The sequence below is a fragment of the Mycolicibacterium elephantis DSM 44368 genome (assembly GCF_004014805.1).
GTDB lineage: Bacteria > Actinomycetota > Actinomycetes > Mycobacteriales > Mycobacteriaceae > Mycobacterium > Mycobacterium elephantis.
Genome location: NZ_ATDN01000007.1, coordinates 98,226 through 124,016, shown reverse-complemented (window position 1 = coordinate 124,016; position 25,791 = coordinate 98,226). Strand labels below are relative to the sequence as shown.

Below are 25,791 nucleotides of genomic sequence, written 5' to 3'. Positions count from 1 at the left end.
CCAGCCCAGTTCGCACGTCGCGGCCACCACGGTCGGCTGCGCAGGAGGAAGAGTGCTCTCGGCTTTCATCTCATCGCTGCGGACAGTCGACCTCAGGCGAAAGATCCTCTTCACCCTGGGCCTCGTCCTGCTCTACCGGGTCGGCGCCTCGATTCCGTCGCCCGGGGTGAACTACCCGAACATCCAGAAGTGCATCGCGGAGGTCAGCGGCGGCGACGCCGGGCAGGTCTACTCGTTGATCAACCTGTTCTCGGGTGGTGCGCTGCTGCAGCTGTCGGTGTTCGCGGTCGGCATCATGCCCTACATCACCGCGAGCATCATCGTGCAGCTGCTGACGGTGGTGATCCCGCGGTTCGAGCAGCTGCGCAAGGAAGGCCAGGCCGGCCAGACCAAGATGACGCAGTACACGCGTTATCTGGCCATCGCGCTGGCGATCCTGCAGGCCACCAGCATCGTGGCGCTGGCGGCCAACGGCGGGCTGCTGCAGGGTTGCTCGCTGGACATCATCCAGGGTCAGAGCGACGGCATCGACATCTTCACCCTGGTCGTCATCGTGCTGGTGATGACGGCGGGCGCCGCGCTGGTGATGTGGATGGGCGAGTTGGTCACCGAGCGCGGCATCGGCAACGGCATGTCGCTGATCATCTTCGCCAGCATCGTCTCGGCGATGCCCGGCGAGGGCCAGATGATCCTGGAGAGCCGCGGCGGCCTGGTGTTCGCCCTGGTCTGCGCGGGCGCACTGGCCATCCTCATCGGCGTGGTGTTCGTCGAGCAGGGCCAGCGACGTATCCCGGTGCAGTACGCCAAGCGGATGGTGGGCCGGCGCATGTACGGCGGCACCTCGACGTATCTGCCGCTGAAGGTCAACCAGGCCGGCGTCATCCCGGTCATCTTCGCGTCGTCGCTGATCTACATTCCGCAGCTGATCACCCAGCTGATCCAGAGCGGCAGCTCCAGCCCCGGCACCGGCTGGTGGCAGCGGTTCGTCGCCGAGAACCTGTCCAACCCGTCAGACCCCGTCTACATCGCGATCTACTTCGGCCTGATCGTCTTCTTCACGTACTTCTACGTGTCGATCACGTTCAACCCCGACGAACGTGCCGACGAGATGAAGAAGTTCGGCGGCTTCATACCGGGCATCCGACCGGGTGCGCCGACCGCCGACTACCTGCGCTATGTGCTCAACCGGATCACCCTTCCGGGCTCCATCTACCTGGGCGGTATCGCCGTGCTGCCGAACCTGTTCCTCTCGATCGGCGGCAGCGGTCCGGTCCAGAACCTGCCGTTCGGCGGCGTTGCGGTGTTGATCATGATCGGCGTCGGGTTGGATACGGTCAAGCAGATCGAAAGCCAGCTCATGCAACGCAACTACGAAGGGTTCCTGAAGTGAGAGTCGTGCTACTCGGGCCACCTGGCGCCGGCAAGGGCACCCAGGCCCAGAAACTCTCCGAGAAGCTGGGCATCCCGCAGATCTCGACCGGGGACCTCTTCCGCAAGAACATCGGCGAGAACACCCCGCTCGGGGTGGAGGCCAAGCGCTACCTCGACGCCGGGGACCTGGTGCCGTCGGAGCTGACCAACAAGCTCGTCGAGGACCGGATCTCCCAGCCCGACGCGGCGGACGGCTTCATCCTGGACGGCTATCCGCGCTCGGTCGAGCAGGCCAAGGCGCTCGACGAGATGCTCAAGAAGCGCGACACCAAGCTGGACGCGGTGCTGGAGTTCGCCGTGTCCGAGGAGGAGCTGTTCAAGCGGCTCAAGGCGCGGGGCCGCGCGGACGACACCGAAGAGATCATCCACAACCGGATGCAGGTCTACCGGGACGAGACCCAGCCGCTGCTGGAGTACTACAAGCACAACAACCTGCAGACCGTCGACGCGGTCGGCGGGCTGGACGAGGTGTTCGCGCGGGCGCTGCACGCGCTCGGCAAGTAGCCGATGATCGGGTTACCCGGCCTGCGTAACCGGAGGGTCGTCGCACAGCGCACCCCCGGTGAGCTCGACGCGATGGCCGCGGCCGGAGCGCTGGTGGCCAAGGCGCTCGCGGCCGTGCGGCAGGCCGCCGCTCCCGGGGTTTCCACGTTGGAGCTCGACGAGATCGCCGAGTCGGTGATCCGCGACGGTGGCGGGGTGCCGTCTTTCCTCGGCTACCAGGGCTTCCCGGCCAGCATCTGTTCGTCGGTGAATGACCGTGTGGTACATGGCATTCCGTCGGCCGACGAGACGCTGGCGGCGGGGGATCTGGTGTCCATCGACTGCGGTGCGATCCTCGACGGCTGGCACGGCGACTCGGCGATCACCTTCGGTGTCGGACAGTTGATCCCGGTCGACGAAGTGCTGTCGCAGGCCACCAAGGAGGCCATGGTGGCCGGCATCGCCGCGATGGTGCCGGGCAACCGGCTCACCGACGTCTCGCATGCCATCGAGTCCGGTGCGCGGGCCGCCGAGAGGCACCACGGACGCAAGTTCGGCATCGTCGCCGGGTACGGCGGGCACGGCATCGGCAGGCACATGCACATGGACCCGTTTCTGCCCAACGAAGGGGCACCCGGCCGCGGGCCGTATCTGGCTCCGGGGTCGGTGCTGGCGATCGAGCCCATGCTCACGCTGGGCACCACGAAGACGGCGGTGCTCGAGGACGAGTGGACCGTGGTCACCGCCGACGGTTCCCGCGCCGCGCATTGGGAGCACACCGTCGCGGTCACCGAAGACGGCCCGCGCATCCTCACGCAATAGTTTTTTGCGCGAACGTGGGTTACCCGCACGCCTCGAGCGCTCGGAGCGTGCGGGTAACCCACGTTCGGCGAATACTGAACCGGATGGCCGCCAACCTCGTATTACTGATGGAGGTTGAGTTTGGACGACCCGGAGGCCCTGGATGCCAAAGTCATGCGGGTGCTCTACGACGAGCATGCCGCGGCCATCTGGCGCTATGCCGTGCGGCTGACGGGGGATACGGCCCGTGCGGAGGATGTCGTGCAGGAAACGCTGTTGCGTGCTTGGCGCCATCCCGAGGTGACCGCCGACAGCGAGCGATCGGCACGGGCGTGGTTGTTCACGGTGGCGCGTAATCTCGTTATCGACGAGCGGCGCAGCGCCCGGTTCCGCAGCGAAACCGGCACCCCGGACATGGAGAAGGCGGCCGACCGCGCTGGGCCCGACGAGGTGGAGACGGCACTGGACCGAATGTTGCTGGGTGAGGCCATTCGCGAACTGTCCGAAGAACATCGGGCGGTCATCCGCCGCGCCTACTACCAGGGCTGGACCACCGCGCAGATCGCCGCCGATCTGCAGATCGCCGAGGGCACCGTGAAGTCGCGGCTGCACTACGGGGTGCGCGCGCTGCGGCTCAGGCTGCAGGAGATGGGGGTGACGCGATGACCGAGTTCGGTTCCCCCCGAGGCGATGACGACCGCTACGTCACCTGGGACGCCGCCTACGTGCTTGGCTCGCTCTCCGGCGACGAGCGCCGCGAATACGAGGCGCACCTGCAGACCTGCGCACAGTGCCGGGCCGCGGTCGCCGAACTGAGCGGAATCCCCGCGCTGCTGGCCAAGGTCGACGCCGACGACGTCGCCGGGCTCGACCAGCCGGACCCGCCCGCGCTGCGCCCCGAGGTGCTCGACAACCTGCTGGACAAGGTGGCTGCCCGGCGCAGGCGCACCCGCTGGATGACCACCGCCGCGGTCGCGATGGCCGCCGCGCTGTTGGCCCTCGGGCTCGTGCTGGTGCTGCGCCCCGACAGCCTGGGCACCCAGACCCCCGCGCCGCAGGCCACCGGCCAACAGCTCGAAATGGCCAAGATGTCCGATACACCGATCAACGCCACCATCACCGTCACCGGTTACGGCTGGGGCAGCCGGATCGACATGGCCTGCACCTACGGCGACTGGGGTCAGCGTGACGCCCCGCCGCAGAACCTCGGCATGGTGGTCATCGGCCGCGACGGCAGCCGCGAGCAGGTCGCCACCTGGCTGGGGCTGTCCGGCGCCACCGCCCTGCCGAGCGCGAACACCCCGGTGCAGGTCGATGAAATCGCTGCCGTGCAACTGGTTTCGGCTGACTCCGGGCAGGTGCTGCTCGAGCGCGAACTGTGAATTCCGCCGCTCGTTGAACCCAACTGCGCAGCGCGTCGTATCACGGGGGTAAGGCGCGCGAAGGCAGGTGAGCCATGGCCCATCGAGTGGTCGACCACATCGTCGAATACCTCGCGGCGGTCGGCGTCGAGCATCTCTTCGGGGTCGACGGCGCCAACATCGAGGACCTCTACGACGCCGCGCACTTCTGTGACGGGATCACCGCGGTGCTGGCCAAGCACGAGTTCTCGGCCGCCACGATGGCCGACGGATACAGCCGCAGCGGCGCCGGCCTGGGCGTGCTGGTCGCCACCTCGGGCGGCGGCTGCCTGAACACGCTGCCCGGGCTGGGGGAGGCGTTCGCCAGCCGGGTGCCGGTGCTGGCGCTGATCGGGCAGGCGCCGACGACGCTCGACGGGCGTGGGGCGTTCCAGGACACCAGCGGCCGCAACGGCGCGCTCGACGGGCAGGCGCTGTTCTCCGCGGTGGCGGTGTACTGCCGGCGCTTGCTGAACCCGGCCGACATCGTCTCGGCGCTGCCCGAGGCGATCGCCGCGGCGAAGACGGCGCGTGGGCCGGCAGTGCTGTTGCTGCCCAAGGATATTCAACAGGCCCCGGTGCCGGTAAACGGCGGGATCGAGGTGTCCGAAGAACCGGCCGGCCAGCTCGGCAACCCGCACCCGATCGTGCGTGCGTTGCGGCGCGCCGACGGGCCGGTGACGATCATCGCCGGCGAACAAATCGCCCGTGACGATGCGCGCGCCGAACTCGAACGATTGCGCGCCCTGGTGCGGGCCCGGGTGGCGTGTGTGCCGGACGCCAAGGACGTGGCGGGCACGCCGGGTTCCGGATCGTCGTCGTCGCTCGGTGTGACCGGAGTGATGGGGCATCCCGGTGTCGCCGCAGCCGTTTCGGCCAGTGCGCTCTGCCTGCTGGTGGGTACCCGCATGACGGTGACCGCGCGCGCCGGCCTGGACGCGGCGCTGGCGGCGACGCCCGTGTACTCGATCGGATCCCTTCCGCCGCACCTGCCATGCACCCACGTGCACACCGACGACCTGCGTGGCTCGCTGACACTGTTGATCGCGGCCCTGACGGGCAACGGCCGCGCCACGGGGGTGCGAGTGCCGGATGCGGTGCCGGGCACCAGCCTTCAGCCACCACCCCACGACGGCCCGGGGATCCGGTACCGCGACGCGATGGCGGTGCTGGACGACGCGCTGCCCGACGGCGTCGACATCGTCGTCGACGCCGGAAACATCGGCGCGTCGGCGATCCACCGCCTGCCGGCGCGGCGCGACGGCAGATACCTCGTCGCTCTCGGCATGGGCGGGATGGGCTACAGCTTCGGAGCCGGTGTGGGCATGGCGTTCCGACGGCGCCGACGCACGGTCGTGATCGCCGGCGACGGCGCGTTCTTCATGCACGGCATGGAGATTCACACCGCACTGCAGTATCGGCTGCCCCTGACGTTCCTGCTGTTCGACAACCACGCGCACGCGATGTGCGTGACCCGCGAACAGCTCTTCTACGGCGACCGCTACAGCTACAACCGGTTCGGTCCCAGCCGGCTCGGAGCCGGGCTGGCCGCGATGTTCCCCGGGCTGCCTGCGATCGACGTCGACGACCTCGATCACCTGCCCGCGGCGGTGGAAGCCGCGCTGGCCCACGACGGTCCCGCAGTTGTCAGCGTCGAATGCTCGGCAGACGAAATCCCGCCGTTCGCCGCGTTTCTCACCTCAGACCGCGTTCGCACGAAGGAGAACAGATCCCATGTCGCTGCCCGCACTTGATGACATCACCAGCCACCGCGGCACCACCGACCCGCTCGACGGGCTCATCCGCATCGAGACGTCACCACGGGAGAAGGCCACCCCGATCATCATGGAGATGATGCGGTCGGTGTATCCGCACGATGAGGTGTTCGGCGAATTCTGCACGGTCAACAGCTATATCGACTGTCCGCCAGGCGAGCTGTTCGACTACATGTCCGACACCCGCAGCCTCGAGGAGTGGACCTACAGCCTGCGCGGCTTCACCACCACCGAGGAACCCGGGCTCTGGATCGCCTACGACCGGCTCGGCTCGGAGACCCGGATCTTCACCCGCACGCACGCCAACAGGGAAGCGATGACCGTCGACTACCACTGCGCATGGGACCAGGGCAAGCACCTGTGGATGATCTACCTGATGCGGATCGTCGACGCGCAGTTGGTGTTCGACAAGCCGGGGTCGGTGGTGCTGTGGACCAACTGCCATCACCCGTTCTACGACCGAAACCCCTACCCGGAGACCGCGCCGCCCCAACGGCCCGTGTGGGTCGGCGACTTCTGGGACATGTTCGGGGCGGGCCATCTGCTCGAGTTGCAGAACCTCAAGGCGATCGCCGAATACCGCCACCGCAACGGGCTTCCCGTGACACCCGACTGGATGAGGTGACCCACACATGACCGTCAGCCTTCTCGACGTCTCCACCTACCTGCCGGGTGACCCGATCGGTGCGAGCTACTACGCTCAGTTCGCCGAGTCGGATGCGTTGCGGGACAACGTGATGTTCCGTGCGCCGCGCTTTCGCCACCACGTCGGGCCGGACGAGACCGCGGTCGACATGGTCGAGCGTGCCACTGCCGGGCTGGTGCAGCGCCACGGCGCCGACGTGATCGCCGGTGTCGACGTGTTGATCACCCACACCCAGTTACCCGACATGCCGTTCTACGGCGGCGGCGGGGCCATGGCGCATCGCCTTGGCATGAAACCCAACTGGGTGCTGGACCTGCACAACGGCGGCTGCGCCGCGTTCGTCCTGGGCATGCAGGTGGCGCGTCAGCTGCTGGCGTCGGGCGCCGGACAGACCGCGTTGATCGCCGTCGCGCAGAACGCGGCGGGGCAGGTGTTCGACCAGCCGAGGGTGCGGCGCAAGGCGCAGGCGGCCGTGCCCGGCGACGGCGCCGCGGTGGGCCTGGTGGCGGTGTCGGAGCGCTCGCCGATCCTCGACATCGAGTGCCGCACCTACGGTGAATTCGCCGGGGACATGACCATCGCGGTGGGCCCGCCGCGCAAATGGTGGCAGGCGGGGCCCGGCGAGGGCTACATCGGGTTCACCGAAAGCAAGATCACCAAGGTGCTCGCCCGCGGCAACCGTCAGGTTCCCGAGGTGTCGTACGCGGTGTGCGACCGGATCGGCGTCAAACCCAAGGATCTCGACCTGCTCGTCACCAATCAGCCCAACCGGGTGTTTCTGCGCAATTGGCGCGAGGCGCTCGAACTGCCCAAGGAGCGCCACGTCGATACGTTCGATGAGTGCGGAAACCTGTTCGCCGCGGGTATTCCGATCAACTTCGACCACGCGATCGCCGAGGGGCGGTTGCACGCGGGTGACGTGGTGATGATGGCGGCGTTCGCCCATGCCGGCGACTTCGCAGGAGCCGCCGCGGTGCGATGGGGCGGTCGCTGATGACCACACCGGACCGCGACGTACCCGAACCCGCCGGTGCTCTGCATGATGCACTGGATCCGTTCCCGTTGTCGCTCAACGAGAATCCGTTTCCGCCGCTGCCCGCGGTGCGGGCCGCGTTGAACGCGTCGGTGGACACCGCCAACCGCTATCCGGAGTTTCTGCCGCAGCAGTTGCGCGCGCTGATCGCCACGCACATCGGGGTGCACGCCGAACAGGTGGTCGTCGGCGTCGGCGCCACCGGCGTGATCATGCAGGTGCTGCAGGCGGTGACGCGCCCGGGTGAGACGTTGGCGATGGCGTATCCGACGTTCGACGGATATCCGATCTTCGCCCAGATGGCCCGGCTGGCTTCGGCCACGGTGGCGCTCGACGGCCACGGCCGCCACGACCTGGACGCGTTGGTGCGTGCCGCCGCCGGCGCCCGGGTGGTGGTGCTGTGCCGGCCCCACAACCCGACCGGCACCATCGAGCCCGCGTCCGACATCGAGGAGTTCCTGAAGCGCGTCCCGGCCGGGACCGTGGTGCTGCTCGACGAGGCCTACGTCGAGTTCCTGCCGCCGGAGGCGCGACTCGACGCCGCGGAACTGGTCGCGCGGTATCCGAATCTTGTCGTGGTGCGCACGTTCTCGAAGGCCTACGGCCTGGCCGGCCTGCGCATCGGCTACGGCTTCTGCGCCCCGCAACTGGCCCGCCGGCTGTGGAGCATGCAACTGCCTTTCGGCATCGCCGGCACCGGGTTGGCCGCCGTCACCGCCTCCTATGAGGCGGAAGCCGAACTGCAGCAACGTATTCAGATGATCGCCAGCGAGACCCGGTATCTGCGGATGCGGTTGGCCGCGATGGGGGTGTACAGCACCGACGCCCACGCCAACTTCGTGTACCTGCCACAGCGTGACCGGCCGTGGCCGGAGGTTTTCGACGACACGGGGCTGCGGCTGCGCCACTACGCCGACGGCGGCGTGCGCATCACCGTCGGCGAACGCCGCGCCACCCGCGCCGTGCTGGCCGCGGTGACGGCCGCACTGCGCTGAAATCCGCAGCAGGCGCCCGCGGGCGTGAGGTATGAAGGGGCGTGGCCTCCGAACCGTCGCACCCCGACCACCGCGACCCCATCGCGCTGGCCCGCGCCAACTGGGAGCGCGCGGGATGGGGTGACGTCGCCGACGGCATGGTCGCGGTGACCTCGGTGATGCGCGCGCACCAGATCCTGCTGGCCCGGGTGGAGACCGCGCTGCGCCCGTACGACCTGAGCTTTTCCCGGTTCGAGCTGCTGCGGCTGCTGGCGTTCAGCCGCAACGGGGAACTGCCGATCACCAAGGCCTCCGACCGGCTGCAGGTGCACGTCACCAGCGTCACCCACGCGATCCGGCGCCTGGAGGCCGACGGCCTGGTGGAGCGGACGCCCCATCCGACCGACGGCCGCACCACGCTGGTGCGGATCACCGATCTCGGCCGCTCGATCGTGGAGGACGCGACGGTGACCCTCAACAAGGAGGTGTTCGCCGACATCGGGATGTCCGAAGCCGAATCACGCGCGCTGGCCGATTCCATCGAGACGCTGCGCCGAAACTCCGGCGACTTCTGACGGCCCCGCGAAATAGCATTCCGGGTCGTCGCCGGGGCGAATTTCCAGCCTGGAATGCTATTTCGGCGCTAAGGGGTGGTGACCGCCGAGGGCAGCGGGATGGTCGCGGTGACCGCGGTCCCTGCGCCGGGTCGGGACCGGATGTTGAGCCGGCCGCCGACGATCTCGGCGCGTTCGGCCATCGACAACAGCCCGTAGCCGCCCATCTCGTCGCTGCCCAGCGGATGTTCGAAGGTGTCGAAACCGACGCCATCGTCGACGATCTCGAGGCGCGCCACCGAAGTGGACTCGGCCGCGTCGACGGCGAACGTGAGCCGGGCGCTGGTGGCTTTGGCGTGCTTGACGACGTTCTGCAGGCATTCCTGCGCGATCCGGTACAGCGCGAGCTCGATGTGGTCGGGCAGCCGCGTCTCCTCGAGGTCCACGTCGATGTTCACCTGCGGAATCGATCGGGCCAGGCTGGCCAGTCCGCCGGCGAGGCCGAGGTCGTCGAGCACCGGCGGACGCAGCCCGCTGATCGCCGCGCGCGCCTCCTCCAGCGTCAGCTTCACCAGTTCGCGGGCCATCCCGAGCTGTTCGGCGGCGATGGCCGGATCGTCGGCGCGGGTGGCGGCGTCGAGCCGGTAGGACAGCGTGACGAGCCGCTGCGAGATGCCGTCGTGGATGTCGCCGGCCAACCGGCGACGTTCGAGTTCCTGTGCCTCGATCACCTGCTCGACGAACACCTCGTGCGCGCGTTCGCGGGCGACCAGTTGGCGGTGCAGCCGGGCCTGGTGCATGGCCCCGGCGATCAGGCGGCCGATCACCAACAGCAGCTCGACGTCGCGGTCGGTGAAGTCGCGCCGCTCGACGGTGTGCACGTTGAGCACGCCGACCAGACCGCCGGGATCGGTCTCCATCGGCACCGACACCATCGACGTGAAGTCCGAGCCGCGCAGCGACTGAAACGGCATGTACCGCGGATCGGACTCCTTGTCCTCGGTGATCACCACGGGCTCGCGGTGGCTGGCCACCCATCCCGAGATCCCTTGCCCCAGCGGCAGTCTGATCTTGCCGACCTCCGCGTCGAACGGCGGCGTCGCACCCGCGAGGGTCAGCGAGCGGTCGGTGTCGTCGAGCACGTGCACGAAGCACACGTCGCTGGCGGTCGCCGCGGTGATCATCCGCGCTGCCGCCGCGGCCAACGGCTCGACCCCCGGTCCTTTGGACGCGGCCTGGATCAGTTCGCGCAGCAGCGCCAGCTCGCGGTCGGCGGCCAGCGCGTAGTCGCTGAGGTCGCGGACCGCGTCGCCGGGTCGTGGGCCCGAGGTCATCGGTAGATCCCTTCGCGTAGCGCCGTGGCCACCGCGCCGGTGCGGTCGCTGACCCCCAGCTTGCGGTAGATCGAGCTCAGGTGGCTCTTGACGGTTTCCTCGCCGATCACCAGTTTGGTGGCGATCGCCCGGTTGGACAGCCCGTTGACGACGAACGACAGGATCTCGCTCTCGCGTTGGGTCAGGCCTTGGCGCGCGCCGGGCCAGAACTCGTCGCGCTGCAGCCTCGCGGCGGTGTCGGCGGCCCTGGCGGCCATGCCGGGATCGATCGCGGTCTCGCCGCGATGCACGAACTCGAGCTGGCGCACCAACTCGTCGCTGCTGATGCTCTTCAGCAGGTATCCGGATGCGCCGACCCGCAAGGCCTGGAAGAGGTACTGCTCGTCGTCGTAGACCGACAGCATCACGACCTTGCGGTCGGGGTGGCGCTCGCGCAGCTCCAGGCACAGGTCCAGACCGGACGAGCCCTCCATCCGCACGTCGCACAGCACGATGTCGGGATCGAGCTCGTCGATCACGCTGAGCGCACGCTCAGCGCCGACGGCCTGGCCGACGACCACGACGCGTTCGGCGAACGCCGCCAGCATCGCCTTGAGCCCCTCGATCACCATCTCATGGTCGTCTACCAGCACTATTCGTACCGGCTCGGCCGTCGCGGTCATGACAACACCTTATTGCGGGTGCGGGCGGCGGCTGCGGAAGTTGACCTTGGTTATCCCCCCTGCGGGGGAGGCGCAGCGGCTGTGACTTGAGACACCCTTGAGCCATGCCGACATCGCAGGAGAAGACCTGGCGCGCCGGACGCTTCTGGTGGGACAACGCAGTGCCGGCCGCGGCCGTCAGCCAGCTACGCGCGGTCATCTTTGACCTCGATGCGCTCACCGACATCGAGTGCGACGGCCACCGCGTGGCCTACAACGCCGCCTTCGCCGCGCACGGCCTGAACTTCGAGTGGTCGGTGCCGCGCTACCGCCAGCTGCTCGCACTGACCGACGAGCGGCAGCGGGTGGCGGCCGAGTTGCGCAAGCGCTGCGTGGCCACCGAGTCCGACGTGCTGACCGCACTACTGGCCGACGACATCTATACGACCAAGACAATGATGTTCGACGAGCTGGTCCTCGAGCGCGATCTCCCGCCGCGGCCCGGGCTGGTGGACCTGTTGGTCGAGGCGTTCGCCGCGGGCGTTCAGGTGGCTGTGGTGACCAGCGGGCAGCGCAGCTGGGCCGAGCCGCTGGTGCGGCAGCTCGCCGGTGAGGGGCTCGTCGAGGTCGTGGTGACCGCCGACGACGTGAAGAAGACGATGCCGGATCCCGACGCGCATCGGCACGCCCTGTGGGAGCTGGGGCTGTCCGCCGAGGACGCGCTGGCCGTCAGCGGCTCGGCATCCGGGCTGCGCGCCGCCAACGCCGCGGGCCTGGCCACCGTCGTCATCACCGGCGAAGGCACCCCCGAGATTCCCACGGCGGTGGCCGTGCGGCCGGACTTCGACGGCGGCGATCCGTTGCGTATCGCCGAATGTCAACGGCTGCACGCGAACTGGTGGAAGTCTCACAAGCCCTCGGCGGCGTAACGGCGTAACCGCCACACCGGCCGGCGATCGGCGCGGTAGTTTCATGGGATGACCGACATCCCCACCGCTGAGGAAGCGCTCGCCCGTCTCGACATGCCGCTGATCGAGGCGATGATGACCCAGCGGGCCGTGCGCCGCGTCCTTCCCGACCCCGTCGACGACGCCGTCGTGCGCAAGTGCATCGAGTTGGCGCTGCGGGCGCCCACCGGATCCAACGGGCAGAACTGGGAATTCATCGTGGTGAAGGACCGGCGCGTCAAGGAGCGACTCGGCAAACGGTATCGCCAAGCGTGGTCGCTGTACGGCGCGGTCGGCCGCCGCGTCACCGCCGGCGACGAATCGATGCAGAAGATCCTGCGGGCCGTGCAATGGCAGGTCGACCATTTCACCGAGATCCCGGTCCTTGTGGTGCCGTGCCTGCGCGGCGGTATGCGGTTGCCGTACATGCCGTCGCCGTTCGTGGGGGAGTCGTCGTTCTTCGGTTCGATCTACCCCAGCGTGCAGAACCTGCTGCTCGCGGCCCGCGCGATGGGCCTGGGCGCGTCGCTGATCACGCTGCCGCTGTGGAGCGTGACGTCGGCGCGTCGGGCCCTGGGCCTGCCGCTGACCGTGACCCCCGTGTGCGTCGTGCCCCTCGGTTGGCCGCGTGGGCGATACGGACCCACCACCCGCAAGCCGGTCGAGGAGGTCGTCCACCTCGACGGGTACGGCCACCGCGCCTGGCTCGACGCGTCGTCGAGCAACCGCTGAGATCAGCCGCGCAGCAGTTCGATCACCGCGCTGAAGTCCTTGTCGGCGTGCTCGGCGTTGAACTCGGCGTAGATCTGGGCGGCGTGGCTGCCCAGTGGCGCTTTGGCATTCGTCGACTTGACCGCGTCCATCGCCAGCCCGAGGTCCTTGTTCATCAACGCGGTGGCGAAGCCGGGCTTGAAGTCGTTGTTGGCGGGTGAGGTCGGCACCGGGCCCGGCACCGGGCAATTGGTGTGCACGGCCCAGCAGTTGCCGGTCGCACCCGTGATGACGTCGAACAGGGACTGCGCGGGCAGGCCGAGCTTCTCGGCCAGTACGAACGCCTCGCCGATGGCGATCTGCTGAACCGCGAGCACCATGTTGTTGCACAGCTTGGCGGCCTGACCCGTGCCGGAGGCGCCGCAGTGGATGATCTTGCCCGCCAACGGTTCCAGCACCGGCCGGGCCCGCTCCACGGCGTCCTCCTCGCCGCCGACCATGAACGCCAGCGTGCCCGCGGTCGCGCCCTTCACCCCGCCGGACACCGGCGCGTCGAGCTGGGCGAGCCCGCGGTCGACGGCCTGCCGGTGCACCGAGCGGGCGTCGTCGACCGAGATCGTCGAGGTGTCGATGAGCAACGCGCCGTCCTTGGCCGCCGGCAGCACCTCGGCATAGCACGATTTGACGATGTCCCCGTTGGGAAGTGAGGTGATGACGACATCGGCGTCACCGACGGCCGCGGCGCCGCTGTCGAAGGGCTGGACACCCTTGTCGGCGGCCGCGTCCCGCAGGTCCGGCACCGGGTCGAACCCGTGCACGGTGTGGCCCGCGGCGACGAGGTTCGCCGCCATCGGCCCGCCCATGTGGCCCAACCCCAGAAACGCGACCGTGCTCATGGTAAATCTCCTATGTCGTCTATGTCGCTGCGCGGGCCTTGGCCGCTTCTGCTCTGCCGATGACCACGCGCATGATCTCGTTGGTTCCCTCCAGGATCCGATGCACCCGCAGATCGCGGACGATCTTCTCCAGCCCGTACTCACGCAGATATCCATAGCCGCCGTGCAGTTGCAGTGCCTGATCGGCGACCTCGAAGCAGGAGTCGGTGACGTAGCGTTTGGCCATCGCGCACAACTCCACCTTCTGCGGGTGGTTCTCGTCGAGCGCGGTGGCCGCGCGCCACAACAGCACGCGCGAGGTCTGCAACGCGGTGGCCATGTCGGCGAGCGTGAACCGGATGGTCGGCTCGTCGAGCAGCGCACCGCCGAACGCCTGGCGGTCGGCGAGATACCGCGCGGCCTTGTCGTGGGCGGCCTGCGCGCCGCCCAGCGAACACGCGGCGATGTTGATCCGGCCGCCGTTGAGGCCCTGCATCGCGATGCCGAAGCCCGTGCCTTCACCGTCGGCGCCGCCGAGCATCGCGTCGGCGGGCACCCGGACGCCTTCGAAGACCACCTGCGCGGTCGGCTGGGCGTTCCAGCCCATCTTCAGCTCGTCGGCGCCGAAACTCAGCCCGGGCGAGTCCTTTTCGACGAGGAAGGTCGAGATGCCGCGAGGTCCGTCCTCGCCGGTGCGGGCCATCACCACGTAAACGTCGGACGACCCGGCGCCGGAGATGAACTGTTTGACGCCGTCGAGCACATAGTCACCGCCGGCGCGGACGGCCTTCGTGCGCAACGCGCTGGCGTCGGATCCCGCGCCCGGTTCGGTCAGGCAGTAGCTGGCGATGGCCTCCATCGACGCCAGCCTCGGCACCCACGACTTGCGTTGTTCGTGGGTGCCGAAGGTGTCGACCATCCAGGCGCACATGTTGTGGATCGACAGGAACGCCGCGACGGTGGGATCGGCCTTGGCGAGTTCCTCGAAGATCCGCACCGCGTCGATCCGGCGCAGCTCGCTGCCGCCGACGTCGTCGCGGCAGTAGATCGCCGCCATGCCGAGCTCGGCCGCCTCGCGCAACACGTCGGTGGGGAAGTGCTTGGTGGCATCCCACTCCAAAGCGTGTGGCGCGAGGCGCTTCTCGGCGAACGAGGCCGCCGTCTCGGCGATCACCCGCTCGTCGTCGTCGAGCCCGAAGTAATCCACGAAACCCCTACTTCATGGTCGGCAGCACGAACTCCGCGCCATCCTTGATGCCGGACGGCCACCGCTGGGTGACGGTCTTGGTCTTGGTGTAGAACAAGATCGAATGCGGGCCGTGCTGGTTGAGGTCGCCGAAGCCGGAGCGTTTCCAGCCGCCGAAGGTGTGGTAGGCCACCGGCACCGGGATCGGCACGTTGACGCCGACCATGCCGACCTGCACGCGGGACACGAAGTCGCGGGCCGCGTCGCCGTCGCGGGTGAAGATCGCGACGCCGTTGCCGTATTCGTGCTCGGAGGGCAGCCGCAGCGCCTCGTCATAGTCGTGCGCGCGCACGATGCACAACACCGGCCCGAAGATCTCGTCGGTGTAGATCGACATGTCGGTGGTGACGTGGTCGAACAGGGTGGGCCCGATGAAGAAGCCGTCCTCGAGGCTGTCGTCACCGAATTGCATTTCGTCGCTGGCGCGTTCGCGGCCGTCGACCACGATCTCGGCGCCGGCCTCCACGCCCTGGGCGATGTAGTCGCGCACCCGCTGCAGGGCGGCCTCGGTGACCAGGGGGCCGTAGTCGGCCTTGGGGTCCAGGCTGTGGCCCACCCGCAGATTGTTGATGCGCTCGACCAGCCTGGCGCGCAGGCGATCGGCGGTTTCTTCACCGACCGGGACCGCCACGCTGATCGCCATGCAACGTTCCCCGGCGCTGCCGTAGCCGGCGCCGATCAGGGCGTCGACCGCCTGATCGAGGTCCGCGTCCGGCATGACGATCATGTGGTTCTTGGCGCCGCCGAAGCACTGCGAGCGTTTCCCGTTGGCCGCTGCGCCCGCGTAGATGTACTGCGCGATGTCGGAGCTGCCGACGAACCCGACGGCGGCGATGGTGGGGTGCTCGAGGATCGCGTCGACGGCTTCCTTGTCGCCCTGCACCACCTGGAACACACCGGGGGGCAGGCCGGCCTCGATGAAGAGTTCGCCCAGCCGCAGCGGCACCGAAGGGTCACGCTCGGATGGTTTGAGGATGAACGCGTTTCCGCATGCCAGCGCCGGGCCGGCCTTCCACAGCGGGATCATCGCCGGGAAGTTGAACGGGGTGATGCCCGCGACCACGCCGAGCGGCTGGCGCATCGAGTACACGTCGATGCCCGGGCCCGCGCCCTCGGTGTACTCGCCCTTCATCAGGTGCGGGATGCCGATCGAGAACTCGATGACCTCGATGCCGCGCTGGACGTCTCCGCGTGAGTCGGCCAGCGTCTTACCGTGCTCGAGGGAAAGCAGTTCGGCGAGCTCGTCGATGTTCTGGTTGACCAGGTCGATGAACTTCATCATGCCCCGGGCCCGCCGCTGCGGGTTCCACGCCGCCCACTCCTTCTGCGCCTCGACGGCGCCGGCGACCGCGGCGTCGACGTCGGCGGCCGAGGCCATCGACACCTTGGCCTGCACCTTGCCGGTGCTCGGGTTCAACACGTCGGCGGTGCGCTTGGACTCGCCGGCGGTGCGCTTGCCGTTGATGAAATGTGGAATCTGCTTGGTCATGGCCCTGCCCCTCGCTACTAGATAGTTGGATATCCTAGTAATGCGTGAGAGGCGTCCGCAAGGGGGGTGCGCGACGAGACTGCGGGAGATCGCGATCGCGGCCGAAATCGCGATCTGTGCGCAGTTTCGATGCGGTGGGGTCAGAGGTTGAGCATCCGGATCGTCTCCGCGCGCATGTCCACCTTGCGGACCTTGCCGGTGACGGTCATCGGGAACTCGTCGACGACGTGGACATAGCGCGGGATCTTGTAGTGCGCGAGCTTTCCGGTGGCGTACTCGCGCACCGCGGCGGCGTCCAACGGCGCGCAGCCCGACAGCATCTTGATCCAGGCGCAGATCTCCTCGCCGTAGACGTCGTCGGGAACGCCGATCACCTGGACGTCCTCGATGTCGGGGTGGGAGTGCAGGAAGTCCTCGATCTCACGCGGGTATACGTTCTCGCCGCCGCGGATCACCATGTCCTTGATGCGCCCGACGATCTGGCAGTAGCCGTCGTCGCGCATCACGGCGAGATCGCCGGTGTGCATCCAGCCGTCCTCGTCGATGGCCTCGCGGGTCTTCGCCTCGTCATTCCAGTAGCCGGTCATCACCGAATAGCCGCGGGTGCAGAACTCGCCCGGCATGCCGCGCCGCACGGTGGCTCCGGTGTCGGGATCGACGACCTTGATCTCGACGTGCGGGTGCACGCGCCCGACGGTGGCGGTGCGCCGGTCCAGGTCGTCGTCGATGCGGGTCTGACACGACACCGGGGAGGTCTCGGTCATGCCGTAGGCGATCGCCACCTCCGACATGTTCAGCTCGTTGATGCAGCGCTTCATCAGCTCCATCGGGCAGGTGGCGCCCGCCATGATTCCCGTTCGCAGCGACGACACGTCGCGGTTGGCGAGATCCGGGTGGGCGAGCATCGCCACGAACATGGTCGGCACCCCGTAAACGGCGGTGCAGCGTTCGTTCTCGATGGCGGCCAATGTCGCCGCGGGATCGAAGCCGGGCGCCGGAATCACCATCGTGGCACCGTGCGTGGTGACCCCGAGATTGCCCATCACCATGCCGAAGCAGTGGTAGAAGGGCACCGGGATGCACAACCGATCGGGTGGTTGCAGGTTGATCAGCTCGGTGACGAAGAACCCGTTGTTGAGGATGTTGCGGTGGGACAGCACCGCTCCCTTCGGGGCACCCGTTGTGCCCGAAGTGTATTGGATGTTGATGGCGTCCGACGGCGTCAATGCGCCCATCCGCGACCGCAGTTCGTCGACCGAGACGCCGTCGGCCCGTTGCCGCAGCCGCTGCCAGTCGTCGGTGCCGATGAACACCACCTCGGTCAGGTCCGGCGCCTGCGGGCGCACCTCTTCGACCATCTCCCGGTAGCTCGACGTCTTGAACTCCGTTGCCGCCACCAACATCCGGATGCCCGAGTGCCCCAGCACGTACGACAGCTCGTGGGTGCGGTAGGCGGGGTTGACCGTCACCAGGATCGCGCCGATCTTCGCGGTGGCGTACTGCAGGATCGTCCATTCCGCGCAGTTGGGCGCCCAGATCCCGACCCGGTCGCCCGCCCCGATGCCGCTGGCCATCAGACCCCTTGCGACGACGTCGATTTCGGTGTTGAGCTCGGCATAGGTCCAGCGCCGGCCGGAGCTGACGTCGACGAGCGCCCCGACGCCGGGATGTGCCGAGGCCGTGCGTTCGAAGTTGGCCCCGATGGTCTCCTCGAGCAGGGGCACCTCGGTCGGTCCCGCCGCGTAGGACGGCGCCGCGGCGTAGGTGTCGCGCAGCACGTTTTTCAAGACCTTGCCCGCCGCGTTGCGAGGCAGTTCCTCGACGACGGCGATGCGCCGGGGCCGTTTGTACGCGGCCAGGTGTGCCCGGCAGTGCGACTCGATGTCGGCCTCGGTCGGCGGGTCGGCGGGATCGCGCGGCACGATCACCGCCATCGGTGTCTCGCCCCAATCCGGATCGGGCACGCCGATGACCGCCACCTCGGCGACTTTCGGTTCGGCCGCCAGGACGTTCTCCACCTCGGCGCTGTAGATGTTCTCTCCGCCCGAGATGATCATGTCCTTCTTCCGGTCGACCACATAAATGTAGCCGTCCTGGTCCTGCCGAACCAGGTCGCCGGAGTGAAACCACCCGCCCCGGAAGGCTTCGGCCGCCCATCGAGTTCGGCGAAGGTGCATCGCCGCCGGGAGTCGACGAACGCGACGTGGTCCGGTCGCACGAGTGCGTGCCGGGTGAGGACATCGCTGAGCGAGATTCCCGTCGACGGTGACAGACGCGCCGCAGGAGGGGAGATGGTCATCGTCGGCTCCTTCCGGACGTGGGCTACAACCCGGCCCGGTCGGCGAGCAGCGCCCGGTGGTGAGTGCTGCTGCCGAACAGTGCCTGGGTGGTCTTGGCGCGGCGAAAGTACATGTGGATGTCGTGCTCCCAGGTGAACGCGATGCCGCCGTGCACCTGCATCGCTGAACCCGCGCACATGACGAAGGTGTCGGCGGCCTGTGCCTTGACCAAAGGCGCGGTGAGCGCGAGTTCCTCGGGGTCCGTGGCAGTCATGGCGGCGAACATGACGGCGACCCGGGTGGCGTCGATCTCGATCATCATCTCGGCGCAGGCGTGCTTGACCGCCTGAAACGATCCGATCGGTCGTCCGAACTGCCGTCTGCTGCAGGCATAGTCGACCGACAGCGCGAGGCACGCCTCGGCGCCGCCGAGCATCTCGGCGGCCAACAGCACACGGGCCACGTCGAGCACCCGCTGCCAGCCCTCGCACAACGCCAGCGCTTCGGCGGGCGCCTGCCGCAACGTGACCCGGGCGACCGGCCGGGTGGTGTCGAACGACGACAGCGGCGCGACCGTGACCCCGGGGGCATCGGCGGTCACCAGATACCACCCGAGCGAGCCGTCGCGCTGGGCGGCCGGCACCACGAACACGTCCGCGATGCGGCCGTGCGGCACCGGCGAGCACTCGCCGGACAGGTTGACGCGGCCGTTGGCGCCGACGGCCCGCACCGTGGTCGTCGAGGGGTCGGTGGCGTCCGGCGCTGTCGCCGCGAATGCTCCGATCGACTCGCCGGTCAGCAACCCCGGGAGCAGACGGCGCCGCTGTTCGTCATCACCCATCCGCAGCACGGCCTCGATCGTGAAGACGGTGCCCGCCAACGGAACCGGGGTCAGCGCACGGCCGAGCTCTTCGAAGACGATGGCGGCCTCCACCAGGGTGCCGCCGGCTCCGCCGTACTCGGGCGGCACGTGCAACGCCGGCAGCTCGGCCTCGCTGCAGAGCCGCTGCCACAGCCGTTCGTCAAGACCTCGGGCCGCGGCCACCTCGCGCACGCGGGCCGGGGGAGCCGCCTCAGAAAGCAGGCCGCGCAGCGACTCTCGAAAGTCGAGCTGTTCGGTGCTGTAGCGGAAGTCCATCTCAGCGTGGCTCCTTGGGAAGCCCCAACAGCTGCTCGCCGATGACGTTGCGTTGGATCTGCGAACTGCCGGCGTAGATCGTCGCCGCCCGGGCATACAGGAGCTGGTCCATCCAGCAGCCGGCCGAGTTCGGCGTACCGGCCGGCGGAACAATCAGGGCCGCACCGTTTCCCGGGCCCTGCGGGCTGATTGTGTCGGGCCCCAGAATCTCGGCGGCGAGTTCGGTGTAGCGCTGGAAGTACTCGCTCCAGATGACCTTGTGGATCGCGGCGTCGGCGCCGGGAATCTCCCCACGCAGCAGCGCCGTCAACCCTCGGTACCCCTGATACCGCAGGATCTCCACGCGCGAGTAGCACCACGCCAGCTCGTCGCGCACCTGAGGATCGGTGTGCCGTCCGCGCTGCCGGGCCAGCTCCACCAGCCGCTTGAAGTCGCGGCCGAATTCCGCTGCCGCGGTGGTGATCTGCGATCCCCGTTCGAAGCCGAGCAGCGTCATCGCGGTACGCCACCCGCCGCCGACACCGCCGAGCACATCGGCGGCACGGGCGCGGGCGTCGGTGAAGAACACCTCGCTGAACGAGGCGTGCCCCGCGGCGTTGACGATCGGGCGCACCTCCACGCCGGGCTGGTCGATCGGCGCCAGCAGCATCGACAGGCCCTTGTGCTTGGGCGCCGGATCGGTGCGGGCAAGCAGGAATATCCAGTTCGCCGTCGGCCCGGCCGACGTCCAGATCTTCTGGCCGTTGATCACCCAGTCGTCGCCGTCGAGCATCGCCCTGGTCCGCACGGACGCCAGGTCCGAGCCCGCCTCGGGTTCGGAGAACCCCTGGCACCAGCGGTCCTCGCCGGAGAGGATGCGGGGCAGGAAATGTCGCTTCTGCTCCTCGGAGCCCAGCGCGATCATCGTGTTGCCCAACAGGTCGATGCCCGCCAAGTCGTTCTCCGAGCGGTCGGGTGCACCGGCGAGGGCGAACTCCTCGGCCAACACCAGTTGCTCGATCACCGAGAGCCCGCCGCCGCCGTACTCCGTGGGCCACGACACCGCGATCAGTCCCCGATCGGCGAGAACCTTGCGCCACCGCGCCCTGAGCTGCTCGCGCTCCTCGGGCGGCAGCGCGCCGGCGCCGCTCCATTCGCTGGGCAGATGCTCGGCCAGAAACGCCCGGATCTGATCCCGAAAGGCGATGGCCTCGGGTGGATAGTCGACGTCCATCAGGGCCGCCGTTTGGCCGCGGGCAGAATCTCCGGCGCCTGCCGCCAGTCCTCGAGGCCGTGCTCGACCGAGCCGATGCCCAGCGGGTTGCCGGTGATGTCGGCCCAATGGGCGTGGTTGAGCTGATGCAGGGAGAAGCAGGCGTCGAGGGCGGCGCCGAACCCCATGGCGTCGACGGTCTGATTCACCGACTCCTTGATCATCAGCGCGGTCAGTGTCGGTAGCTTGGCGATCCGGCGAGCGAATTCGACTGTGCAGTCGAACAGTTCGTCGTTGGAGAAGACCTTGCTGACCATGCCGAGCGCGTGCGCGTCGTCCGCGGTCAGGGCGTCTCCGGTGAGCAGCAGTTCCTTGGCCTTACGGGGGCCGAACTCCCACGGGTGGCCGAAGTACTCGACCCCGCACATCCCCAGCCGGGTGCCCACCACGTCGGCGAAGACCGTGTCCTCGGCGGCGACGATCAGATCGCAGCACCATGCCAGCATCAGGCCCGCCGACAGGACCAGCCCGTGCACCTCGGCGATGGTGATCTTGCGCAGGTTGCGCCACCGCTTGGTGTTCTGGAAGAAGTAGTGCCACTCCTGGCGATGGCGCGTCTCCACCCCGCCCAGCGTCCCGCCGTTGCAGTGATACGTCGGGTGCTGGCCCGGCCCCGACGATCGCTCGCGGATGTCGTCGGCGGAACCCAAATCATGGCCCGCGGAGAAGCACGGCCCGGCGCCCCGCAGGATCACCACCCGCACGGTGTCGTCCTCTTCGGCCAGTTCGAATGCCGCTCCGAGCTCGACAAGCAGCCCGCGGTTCTGCGCATTGCGCTGTTTCGGGCGGTCGAGCGTGATCACGGCAATTCGGCCGTCATCGAGCAGTTCGTAATCGATGTAGTCGAAATGCTGCACGAAGTGCTCCCTTCGGGTCGTCACCGCTGTGCGCGCAGTGACGCTGCTGAGCTGCAGGTTACGCGACGCCAAACCAACATGTCCATAGCCAGTACGTCGATCATAAAACTTTTGTTCAAGTAAATCAGCAAGATACTCGCCTACTTGCGCTCAATAAAGTATCTTGCTAGTACTGTGGTGCACATCGCAGCGAGCCGTCGGGCGAGCGGACCACTACCGAGAGGGTTGAAGATGGAACTGGGGCTTTTCCTGATGCCGGCGCATCCGCCGGAGCGCAACCTGTACGACGCGACCCAGTGGGATCTCGAATTGATCCAGCTCGCCGATGAGCTGGGTTACGTCGAGGCGTGGGTGGGTGAGCACTTCACCGTGCCGTGGGAGCCGATCTGCGCACCCGACCTGCTGTTGGCCCAGGCGCTACTGCGGACCAAGTCGATCAAGCTGGCTCCCGGCGCTCACCTGCTTCCGTACCACCACCCGGTCGAATTGGCCCACCGGGTCGCCTATTTCGACCACCTGGCCCAGGGCCGGTTCATGCTCGGGGTGGGCGCCAGCGGGATTCCCGGCGACTGGGCGCTGTTCGACGTCGACGGCCAGAACGGTGAGCACCGCGAGATGACCCGCGAGGCGCTCGAGATCATGCTCAAGGTCTGGACCGAGAACGAGCCGTGGGAGTTCCGCGGAAAGTACTGGAACGCCAACGGCATCGCGCCGATGTTCGAGGGGCTGATGAAAAGGCACATCAAGCCCTTTCAGGCGCCGCACCCGCCCATCGGGGTGACCGGGTTCAGCGCCGGATCCGAGACGCTGAAGCTGGCAGGCGAGCGCGGCTACCTGCCGATGAGCCTGGACCTCAACACCGAATACGTCGCGACACACTGGGACGCGGTATTGGAGGGCGCCGCCCGCAGCGGCCGCGTGCCCGACCGGCAGGACTGGCGGCTGGTGCGCGAGGTGGTCGTCGCCGAAACCGACGAGCAGGCGTTCCGGTACGCCGTCGACGGCATGATCGGGCGGAACATGCGCGAGTACGTGTTGCCGACCTTCCGCATGTTCGGCATGACCAAGTTCTACAAGCACAACCCGACGGTGCCCGACGGCGACGTCACACCGGAATACCTGGCGGAGAACACGTTTGTGGTGGGCTCGGTCGAGACCGTCGTCGACAAGCTGGAAGCGACCTACGATCAGGTCGGCGGGTTCGGCCACCTGCTGATCCTGGGCTTCGACTACAGCGACAACCCCGGGCCGTGGAAGGACTCCATGCGCCTGCTGGCCGAAGAGGTCATGCCGAGGCTCAACGCGCGCATCGCCAAGAAGCCCTCAATCGCCATCGCCTAGCGCTCATTCGAAGGGTATCCCGATGGAGGCGCAGAAGATCACCGTCCGCTACTCGGACGGAACGTGCAAGACGATGACCGCCAGGGCCGACCAGACCATCCTGGAGGCGGCCGAGGAGAATGGCATCGCGATCGTCAACGAGTGCCAGAGCGGGATCTGCGGCACGTGTGTGGCCACCTGCAGGTCGGGCGATTACGAGATGGGCCGGACCGAAGGGCTTTCCGACGTGGAACGCGATGCCTGGAAGGTACTGACCTGCCAGACGTTCGCCAACTCCGAATGCCTGATCGAACTGCAGTATCCGATGGACAACAACGCCGCCAGCCTGGTGACCGGGCATGCCACGGTGACCGAGGTGCAGTTGGTCTCGTCCACCACAGCCATTCTGCGGCTGGATGTTTCGAATATGCCTTTACTGAAGTTCAAGGCAGGCCAGTTCGCACAGCTGCAGGTGCCCGGCAGCGGGGTGTGGCGCAACTACTCGTACGCGCATCCGGCCGACGGGCGCGATGAGCTCGAGTTCATCATCCGGCTGCTGCCCAGCGGGGTGATGTCGGACTATCTGCGCGACCGGGCGAAGCCGGGCGACCGAATCGCGTTACGGGGCAGTAAGGGCACGTTCTATCTGCGTCCGGTGCAGCGGCCGGTGGTGCTGGTGGCCGGTGGCACCGGGCTGTCGGCGATCCTGGCGATGGCCCAGAGCATGGTGCCCGACGCCGGCCGGCCCGTCCACCTGCTCTACGGGGTGACCGACGTCGCGGATCTGTGCAAGCTCGACGAACTCGAGCGGCTGCGGCAGCGGATTCCGGATCTGCAGGTGCACACCATCGTGGCCCATCCCGACCCCGGCTGGTCGGGACCGGTGGGGCTGGTGACCGACCTTCTGGACGAGGACATGTTCGGCGACGGCAACGCAGACGTCTACCTGTGCGGGCCCGCGGGAATGGTCGAGTCGGTCCGGAACTGGTTGGACAACCGCGACATTCACCGCATCGGCCTCTACTACGAGAAGTTCGTGCCGAGCGGGGCCGCGCGGCGGCGCACCCCGCTGCGGCTGGACTACACCGACATCGACATGGCCGACGTACGACACCGCGCCCGCGGCACCGCGGTGGTGATCGGCGGCAGCATCGCAGGCATCACCACCGCCAAGATGCTCACCGAGTTCTTCGAGCGGGTGATCGTCCTGGAGAAGGACGACCCCCATCGGCGCCGCGAGGGTCGGCCCGGCGCGGCGCAGGGCTGGCATCTGCACCACCTGCTCACCGCCGGCCGCATCGAGCTGGAGCGGATCTTCCCCGGCATCATCGACGACATGGTGCGCGAAGGCGCCTTCGACGTCGACATGGCCGCGCAGTACCGCATCCGCCTCGGCGGCGCCTGGAAGAAGCCGGGCACCGGCGACATCCAGATCGTGTGCGCCGGGCGTCCCCTGCTCGAGTGGTGCGTCCGCCGCCGCCTCGACGACGACCCCCGCATCGCGTTCCGCTACGAGTCCGAGGTCAGCGATCTGATCTACGACAGCGACACCAACACGGTGCTCGGTGTCGCGGTGGACAACGAGGGGCATCCGGAGGTCATCCCGGCCGAATTCGTGGTGGACGCCTCGGGCAAGAACACCCCGGTTCCGGAGATTCTCGAGCGGATCGGGATCGGGGCGCCAGAGGTCGAGCAGGACATCATCAACTGTTTCTACTCGACCATGTTCCATCACGTGCCGCCCGAACGGCAGTGGCACGACAGGGTGATGATGATCTGCTACGCGTACCGACCGTATGAGGACACTTACGCGGCGCAGTACTACACCGACAGCTCGCGCACGATCCTGTCCACCACATTGGTTGCCTACAACTGCTATTCGCCGCCGCGAACCCCCGAGGAGTTCCGCCGATTCGCCGACCTGATGCCCTCCCCGGTGGTCGGTGAGAACATCGACGGCCTGGAGCCAGCGTCGCCGATCTACAACTTCCGCTATCCCAACATGCTGAGGCTGCGCTACGAGAGGAAGCGCAACCTGCCACGCGGACTGCTCGCGGTGGGCGATGCCTACACCAGCGCCGACCCGGTGTCGGGGCTCGGGATGTCGATCGCGCTCAAGGAAGTTCACGAGATGCAGACGCTGCTGGCCAAGCGCGGTCCCGGCGATCCCGACCTGCCGCGGCGCTACTACCGGCGGATCGCGAAGCTGGCCGACACGGCCTGGTTCGTGATCAGGGAGCAGAACCTCCGGTTCGACTGGATGAAGGATGTCGACAAGAAGCGGCCGTTCTATTTCAGGGCGCTGACCTGGTACATGGACCGAATGATCGAGCTGATTCACGACGACCTCGACGCCTACCGCGAATTCCTGGCCGTCGTGCATCTGGTCAAGCCGCCCGCGGCGTTGATGTCACCGAGGGTCGCCGCCAAAGTCCTCGGCAAGTGGGCGCGCACCAGGCTGTCGGGCCAGCAGACGCTGATCACCCGCAACTACCAGAACCGCACCGTGCCGCCGCCCGACCATCTGGAGATATCCGAGGAACCGAAGGCCGATTTCGCCGCAAGCCACACCCGCTAGAGAAGGGGCTTACATGTCGCAGATGTC

Annotated in this window: 23 protein-coding genes and 1 pseudogene; 14 read left to right on the top strand and 10 right to left on the bottom strand. The window is 67.9% G+C overall.

Annotated elements, in window-relative coordinates:
- The first annotated feature begins 52 nt into the window (after positions 1–52).
- From secY to MELE44368_RS06950, 10 genes are all read left to right on the top strand, one after another.
- The gene (secY, locus tag MELE44368_RS06995) at positions 53–1,390 is read left to right on the top strand and encodes a preprotein translocase subunit SecY (protein ID WP_128107834.1); all 1,338 of its coding nucleotides are present in this window, start codon (positions 53–55) and stop codon (positions 1,388–1,390) included.
- Positions 1,387–1,935: an adenylate kinase gene (locus MELE44368_RS06990; RefSeq protein WP_128107833.1), complete on the top strand. Its 549-nt coding sequence runs from the start codon at positions 1,387–1,389 to the stop codon at positions 1,933–1,935. Before secY ends, MELE44368_RS06990 begins: the two co-directional genes overlap by 4 nt.
- A 3-nt stretch (positions 1,936–1,938) precedes the next feature.
- Positions 1,939–2,736: a type I methionyl aminopeptidase gene (map, locus tag MELE44368_RS06985; RefSeq protein ID WP_128107832.1), complete on the top strand. Its 798-nt coding sequence runs from the start codon at positions 1,939–1,941 to the stop codon at positions 2,734–2,736.
- A gap of 120 nt (positions 2,737–2,856) precedes the next feature.
- The gene (locus tag MELE44368_RS06980) at positions 2,857–3,381 is read left to right on the top strand and encodes a sigma-70 family RNA polymerase sigma factor (RefSeq protein WP_046754525.1); all 525 of its coding nucleotides are present in this window, start codon (positions 2,857–2,859) and stop codon (positions 3,379–3,381) included.
- The gene (locus MELE44368_RS06975) at positions 3,378–4,097 is read left to right on the top strand and encodes an anti-sigma factor family protein (RefSeq protein ID WP_128107831.1); all 720 of its coding nucleotides are present in this window, start codon (positions 3,378–3,380) and stop codon (positions 4,095–4,097) included. Before MELE44368_RS06980 ends, MELE44368_RS06975 begins: the two co-directional genes overlap by 4 nt.
- Positions 4,098–4,171: 74 nt before the next feature.
- Complete coding sequence (locus MELE44368_RS06970; RefSeq protein WP_164890048.1) at positions 4,172–5,869, top strand: thiamine pyrophosphate-binding protein; 1,698 nt, start codon at positions 4,172–4,174, stop codon at positions 5,867–5,869.
- The gene (locus MELE44368_RS06965) at positions 5,850–6,515 is read left to right on the top strand and encodes a DUF8713 domain-containing protein (RefSeq protein ID WP_128107830.1); all 666 of its coding nucleotides are present in this window, start codon (positions 5,850–5,852) and stop codon (positions 6,513–6,515) included. The genes MELE44368_RS06970 and MELE44368_RS06965 overlap by 20 nt, the downstream gene beginning before the upstream one ends.
- A gap of 7 nt (positions 6,516–6,522) precedes the next feature.
- Positions 6,523–7,530 (top strand): 3-oxoacyl-ACP synthase III family protein, encoded by a 1,008-nt coding sequence (locus MELE44368_RS06960; protein WP_128107829.1) that lies wholly within the window; start codon positions 6,523–6,525, stop codon positions 7,528–7,530.
- The gene (locus tag MELE44368_RS06955; RefSeq protein WP_128107828.1) at positions 7,530–8,564 is read left to right on the top strand and encodes a pyridoxal phosphate-dependent aminotransferase; all 1,035 of its coding nucleotides are present in this window, start codon (positions 7,530–7,532) and stop codon (positions 8,562–8,564) included. Before MELE44368_RS06960 ends, MELE44368_RS06955 begins: the two co-directional genes overlap by 1 nt.
- A 41-nt stretch (positions 8,565–8,605) precedes the next feature.
- The gene (locus MELE44368_RS06950; protein ID WP_128107827.1) at positions 8,606–9,118 is read left to right on the top strand and encodes a MarR family winged helix-turn-helix transcriptional regulator; all 513 of its coding nucleotides are present in this window, start codon (positions 8,606–8,608) and stop codon (positions 9,116–9,118) included.
- A 68-nt stretch (positions 9,119–9,186) separates the two neighbouring features.
- On the opposite strand, the gene MELE44368_RS06945 is transcribed toward MELE44368_RS06950, so the two are convergent.
- Positions 9,187–10,431, bottom strand: coding sequence for a GAF domain-containing sensor histidine kinase (locus tag MELE44368_RS06945; RefSeq protein WP_128107826.1), 1,245 nt, complete (start codon positions 10,429–10,431; stop codon positions 9,187–9,189).
- Positions 10,428–11,093 carry a response regulator gene (locus MELE44368_RS06940; RefSeq protein WP_046750986.1) on the bottom strand — a complete coding sequence of 222 codons (666 nt, stop codon included), beginning with the start codon at positions 11,091–11,093 and terminating at the stop codon, positions 10,428–10,430. The genes MELE44368_RS06945 and MELE44368_RS06940 overlap by 4 nt, the downstream gene beginning before the upstream one ends.
- A gap of 104 nt (positions 11,094–11,197) precedes the next feature.
- Here MELE44368_RS06940 and MELE44368_RS06935 point away from each other — a divergent pair, with 104 nt between their 5' ends.
- Together MELE44368_RS06935 and MELE44368_RS06930 are read left to right on the top strand one after the other, a co-directional pair.
- Positions 11,198–12,001, top strand: coding sequence for an HAD-IA family hydrolase (locus MELE44368_RS06935; RefSeq protein ID WP_064890858.1), 804 nt, complete (start codon positions 11,198–11,200; stop codon positions 11,999–12,001).
- Between the two features lie 48 nt (positions 12,002–12,049).
- Positions 12,050–12,751, top strand: a complete 702-nt coding sequence (locus MELE44368_RS06930; RefSeq protein WP_128107825.1) for a nitroreductase family protein — start codon at positions 12,050–12,052, stop codon at positions 12,749–12,751.
- 2 nt (positions 12,752–12,753) lie between these two features.
- On the opposite strand, the gene mmsB is transcribed toward MELE44368_RS06930, so the two are convergent.
- From mmsB to MELE44368_RS06895, 8 genes and pseudogenes are all read right to left on the bottom strand, one after another.
- On the bottom strand, positions 12,754–13,728 hold the full coding sequence (gene mmsB / locus MELE44368_RS06925; protein WP_241566509.1) for a 3-hydroxyisobutyrate dehydrogenase: 975 nt from the start codon (positions 13,726–13,728) through the stop codon (positions 12,754–12,756).
- Positions 13,646–14,812: an acyl-CoA dehydrogenase family protein gene (locus tag MELE44368_RS06920; RefSeq protein WP_128107823.1), complete on the bottom strand. Its 1,167-nt coding sequence runs from the start codon at positions 14,810–14,812 to the stop codon at positions 13,646–13,648. Before MELE44368_RS06920 ends, mmsB begins: the two co-directional genes overlap by 83 nt.
- A gap of 7 nt (positions 14,813–14,819) precedes the next feature.
- The gene (locus tag MELE44368_RS06915; RefSeq protein WP_128107822.1) at positions 14,820–16,340 is read right to left on the bottom strand and encodes a CoA-acylating methylmalonate-semialdehyde dehydrogenase; all 1,521 of its coding nucleotides are present in this window, start codon (positions 16,338–16,340) and stop codon (positions 14,820–14,822) included.
- Between the two features lie 140 nt (positions 16,341–16,480).
- Positions 16,481–18,115 (bottom strand): AMP-binding protein, encoded by a 1,635-nt coding sequence (locus tag MELE44368_RS06910; protein ID WP_241566508.1) that lies wholly within the window; start codon positions 18,113–18,115, stop codon positions 16,481–16,483.
- Between the two features lie 27 nt (positions 18,116–18,142).
- Positions 18,143–18,397: pseudogene (locus MELE44368_RS26570) on the bottom strand (AMP-binding enzyme); the annotation flags it as partial.
- A gap of 265 nt (positions 18,398–18,662) precedes the next feature.
- Positions 18,663–19,757 carry an acyl-CoA dehydrogenase family protein gene (locus MELE44368_RS06905; RefSeq protein ID WP_128107820.1) on the bottom strand — a complete coding sequence of 365 codons (1,095 nt, stop codon included), beginning with the start codon at positions 19,755–19,757 and terminating at the stop codon, positions 18,663–18,665.
- Position 19,758: 1 nt separating this feature from the next.
- Complete coding sequence (locus tag MELE44368_RS06900; RefSeq protein WP_128107819.1) at positions 19,759–20,970, bottom strand: acyl-CoA dehydrogenase; 1,212 nt, start codon at positions 20,968–20,970, stop codon at positions 19,759–19,761.
- Complete coding sequence (locus MELE44368_RS06895) at positions 20,970–21,923, bottom strand: enoyl-CoA hydratase (RefSeq protein WP_276050781.1); 954 nt, start codon at positions 21,921–21,923, stop codon at positions 20,970–20,972. Before MELE44368_RS06895 ends, MELE44368_RS06900 begins: the two co-directional genes overlap by 1 nt.
- Positions 21,924–22,097: 174 nt before the next feature.
- Between MELE44368_RS06895 and MELE44368_RS06890 the strand changes: the two genes are divergently transcribed.
- Positions 22,098–23,207 carry an LLM class flavin-dependent oxidoreductase gene (locus MELE44368_RS06890; protein ID WP_128107817.1) on the top strand — a complete coding sequence of 370 codons (1,110 nt, stop codon included), beginning with the start codon at positions 22,098–22,100 and terminating at the stop codon, positions 23,205–23,207.
- A gap of 22 nt (positions 23,208–23,229) precedes the next feature.
- Entirely contained in the window at positions 23,230–25,764 is a 2,535-nt protein-coding gene (locus MELE44368_RS06885; protein ID WP_128107816.1) for an FAD-binding oxidoreductase, read from the top strand.
- The last annotated feature ends 27 nt before the right edge of the window (positions 25,765–25,791 follow it).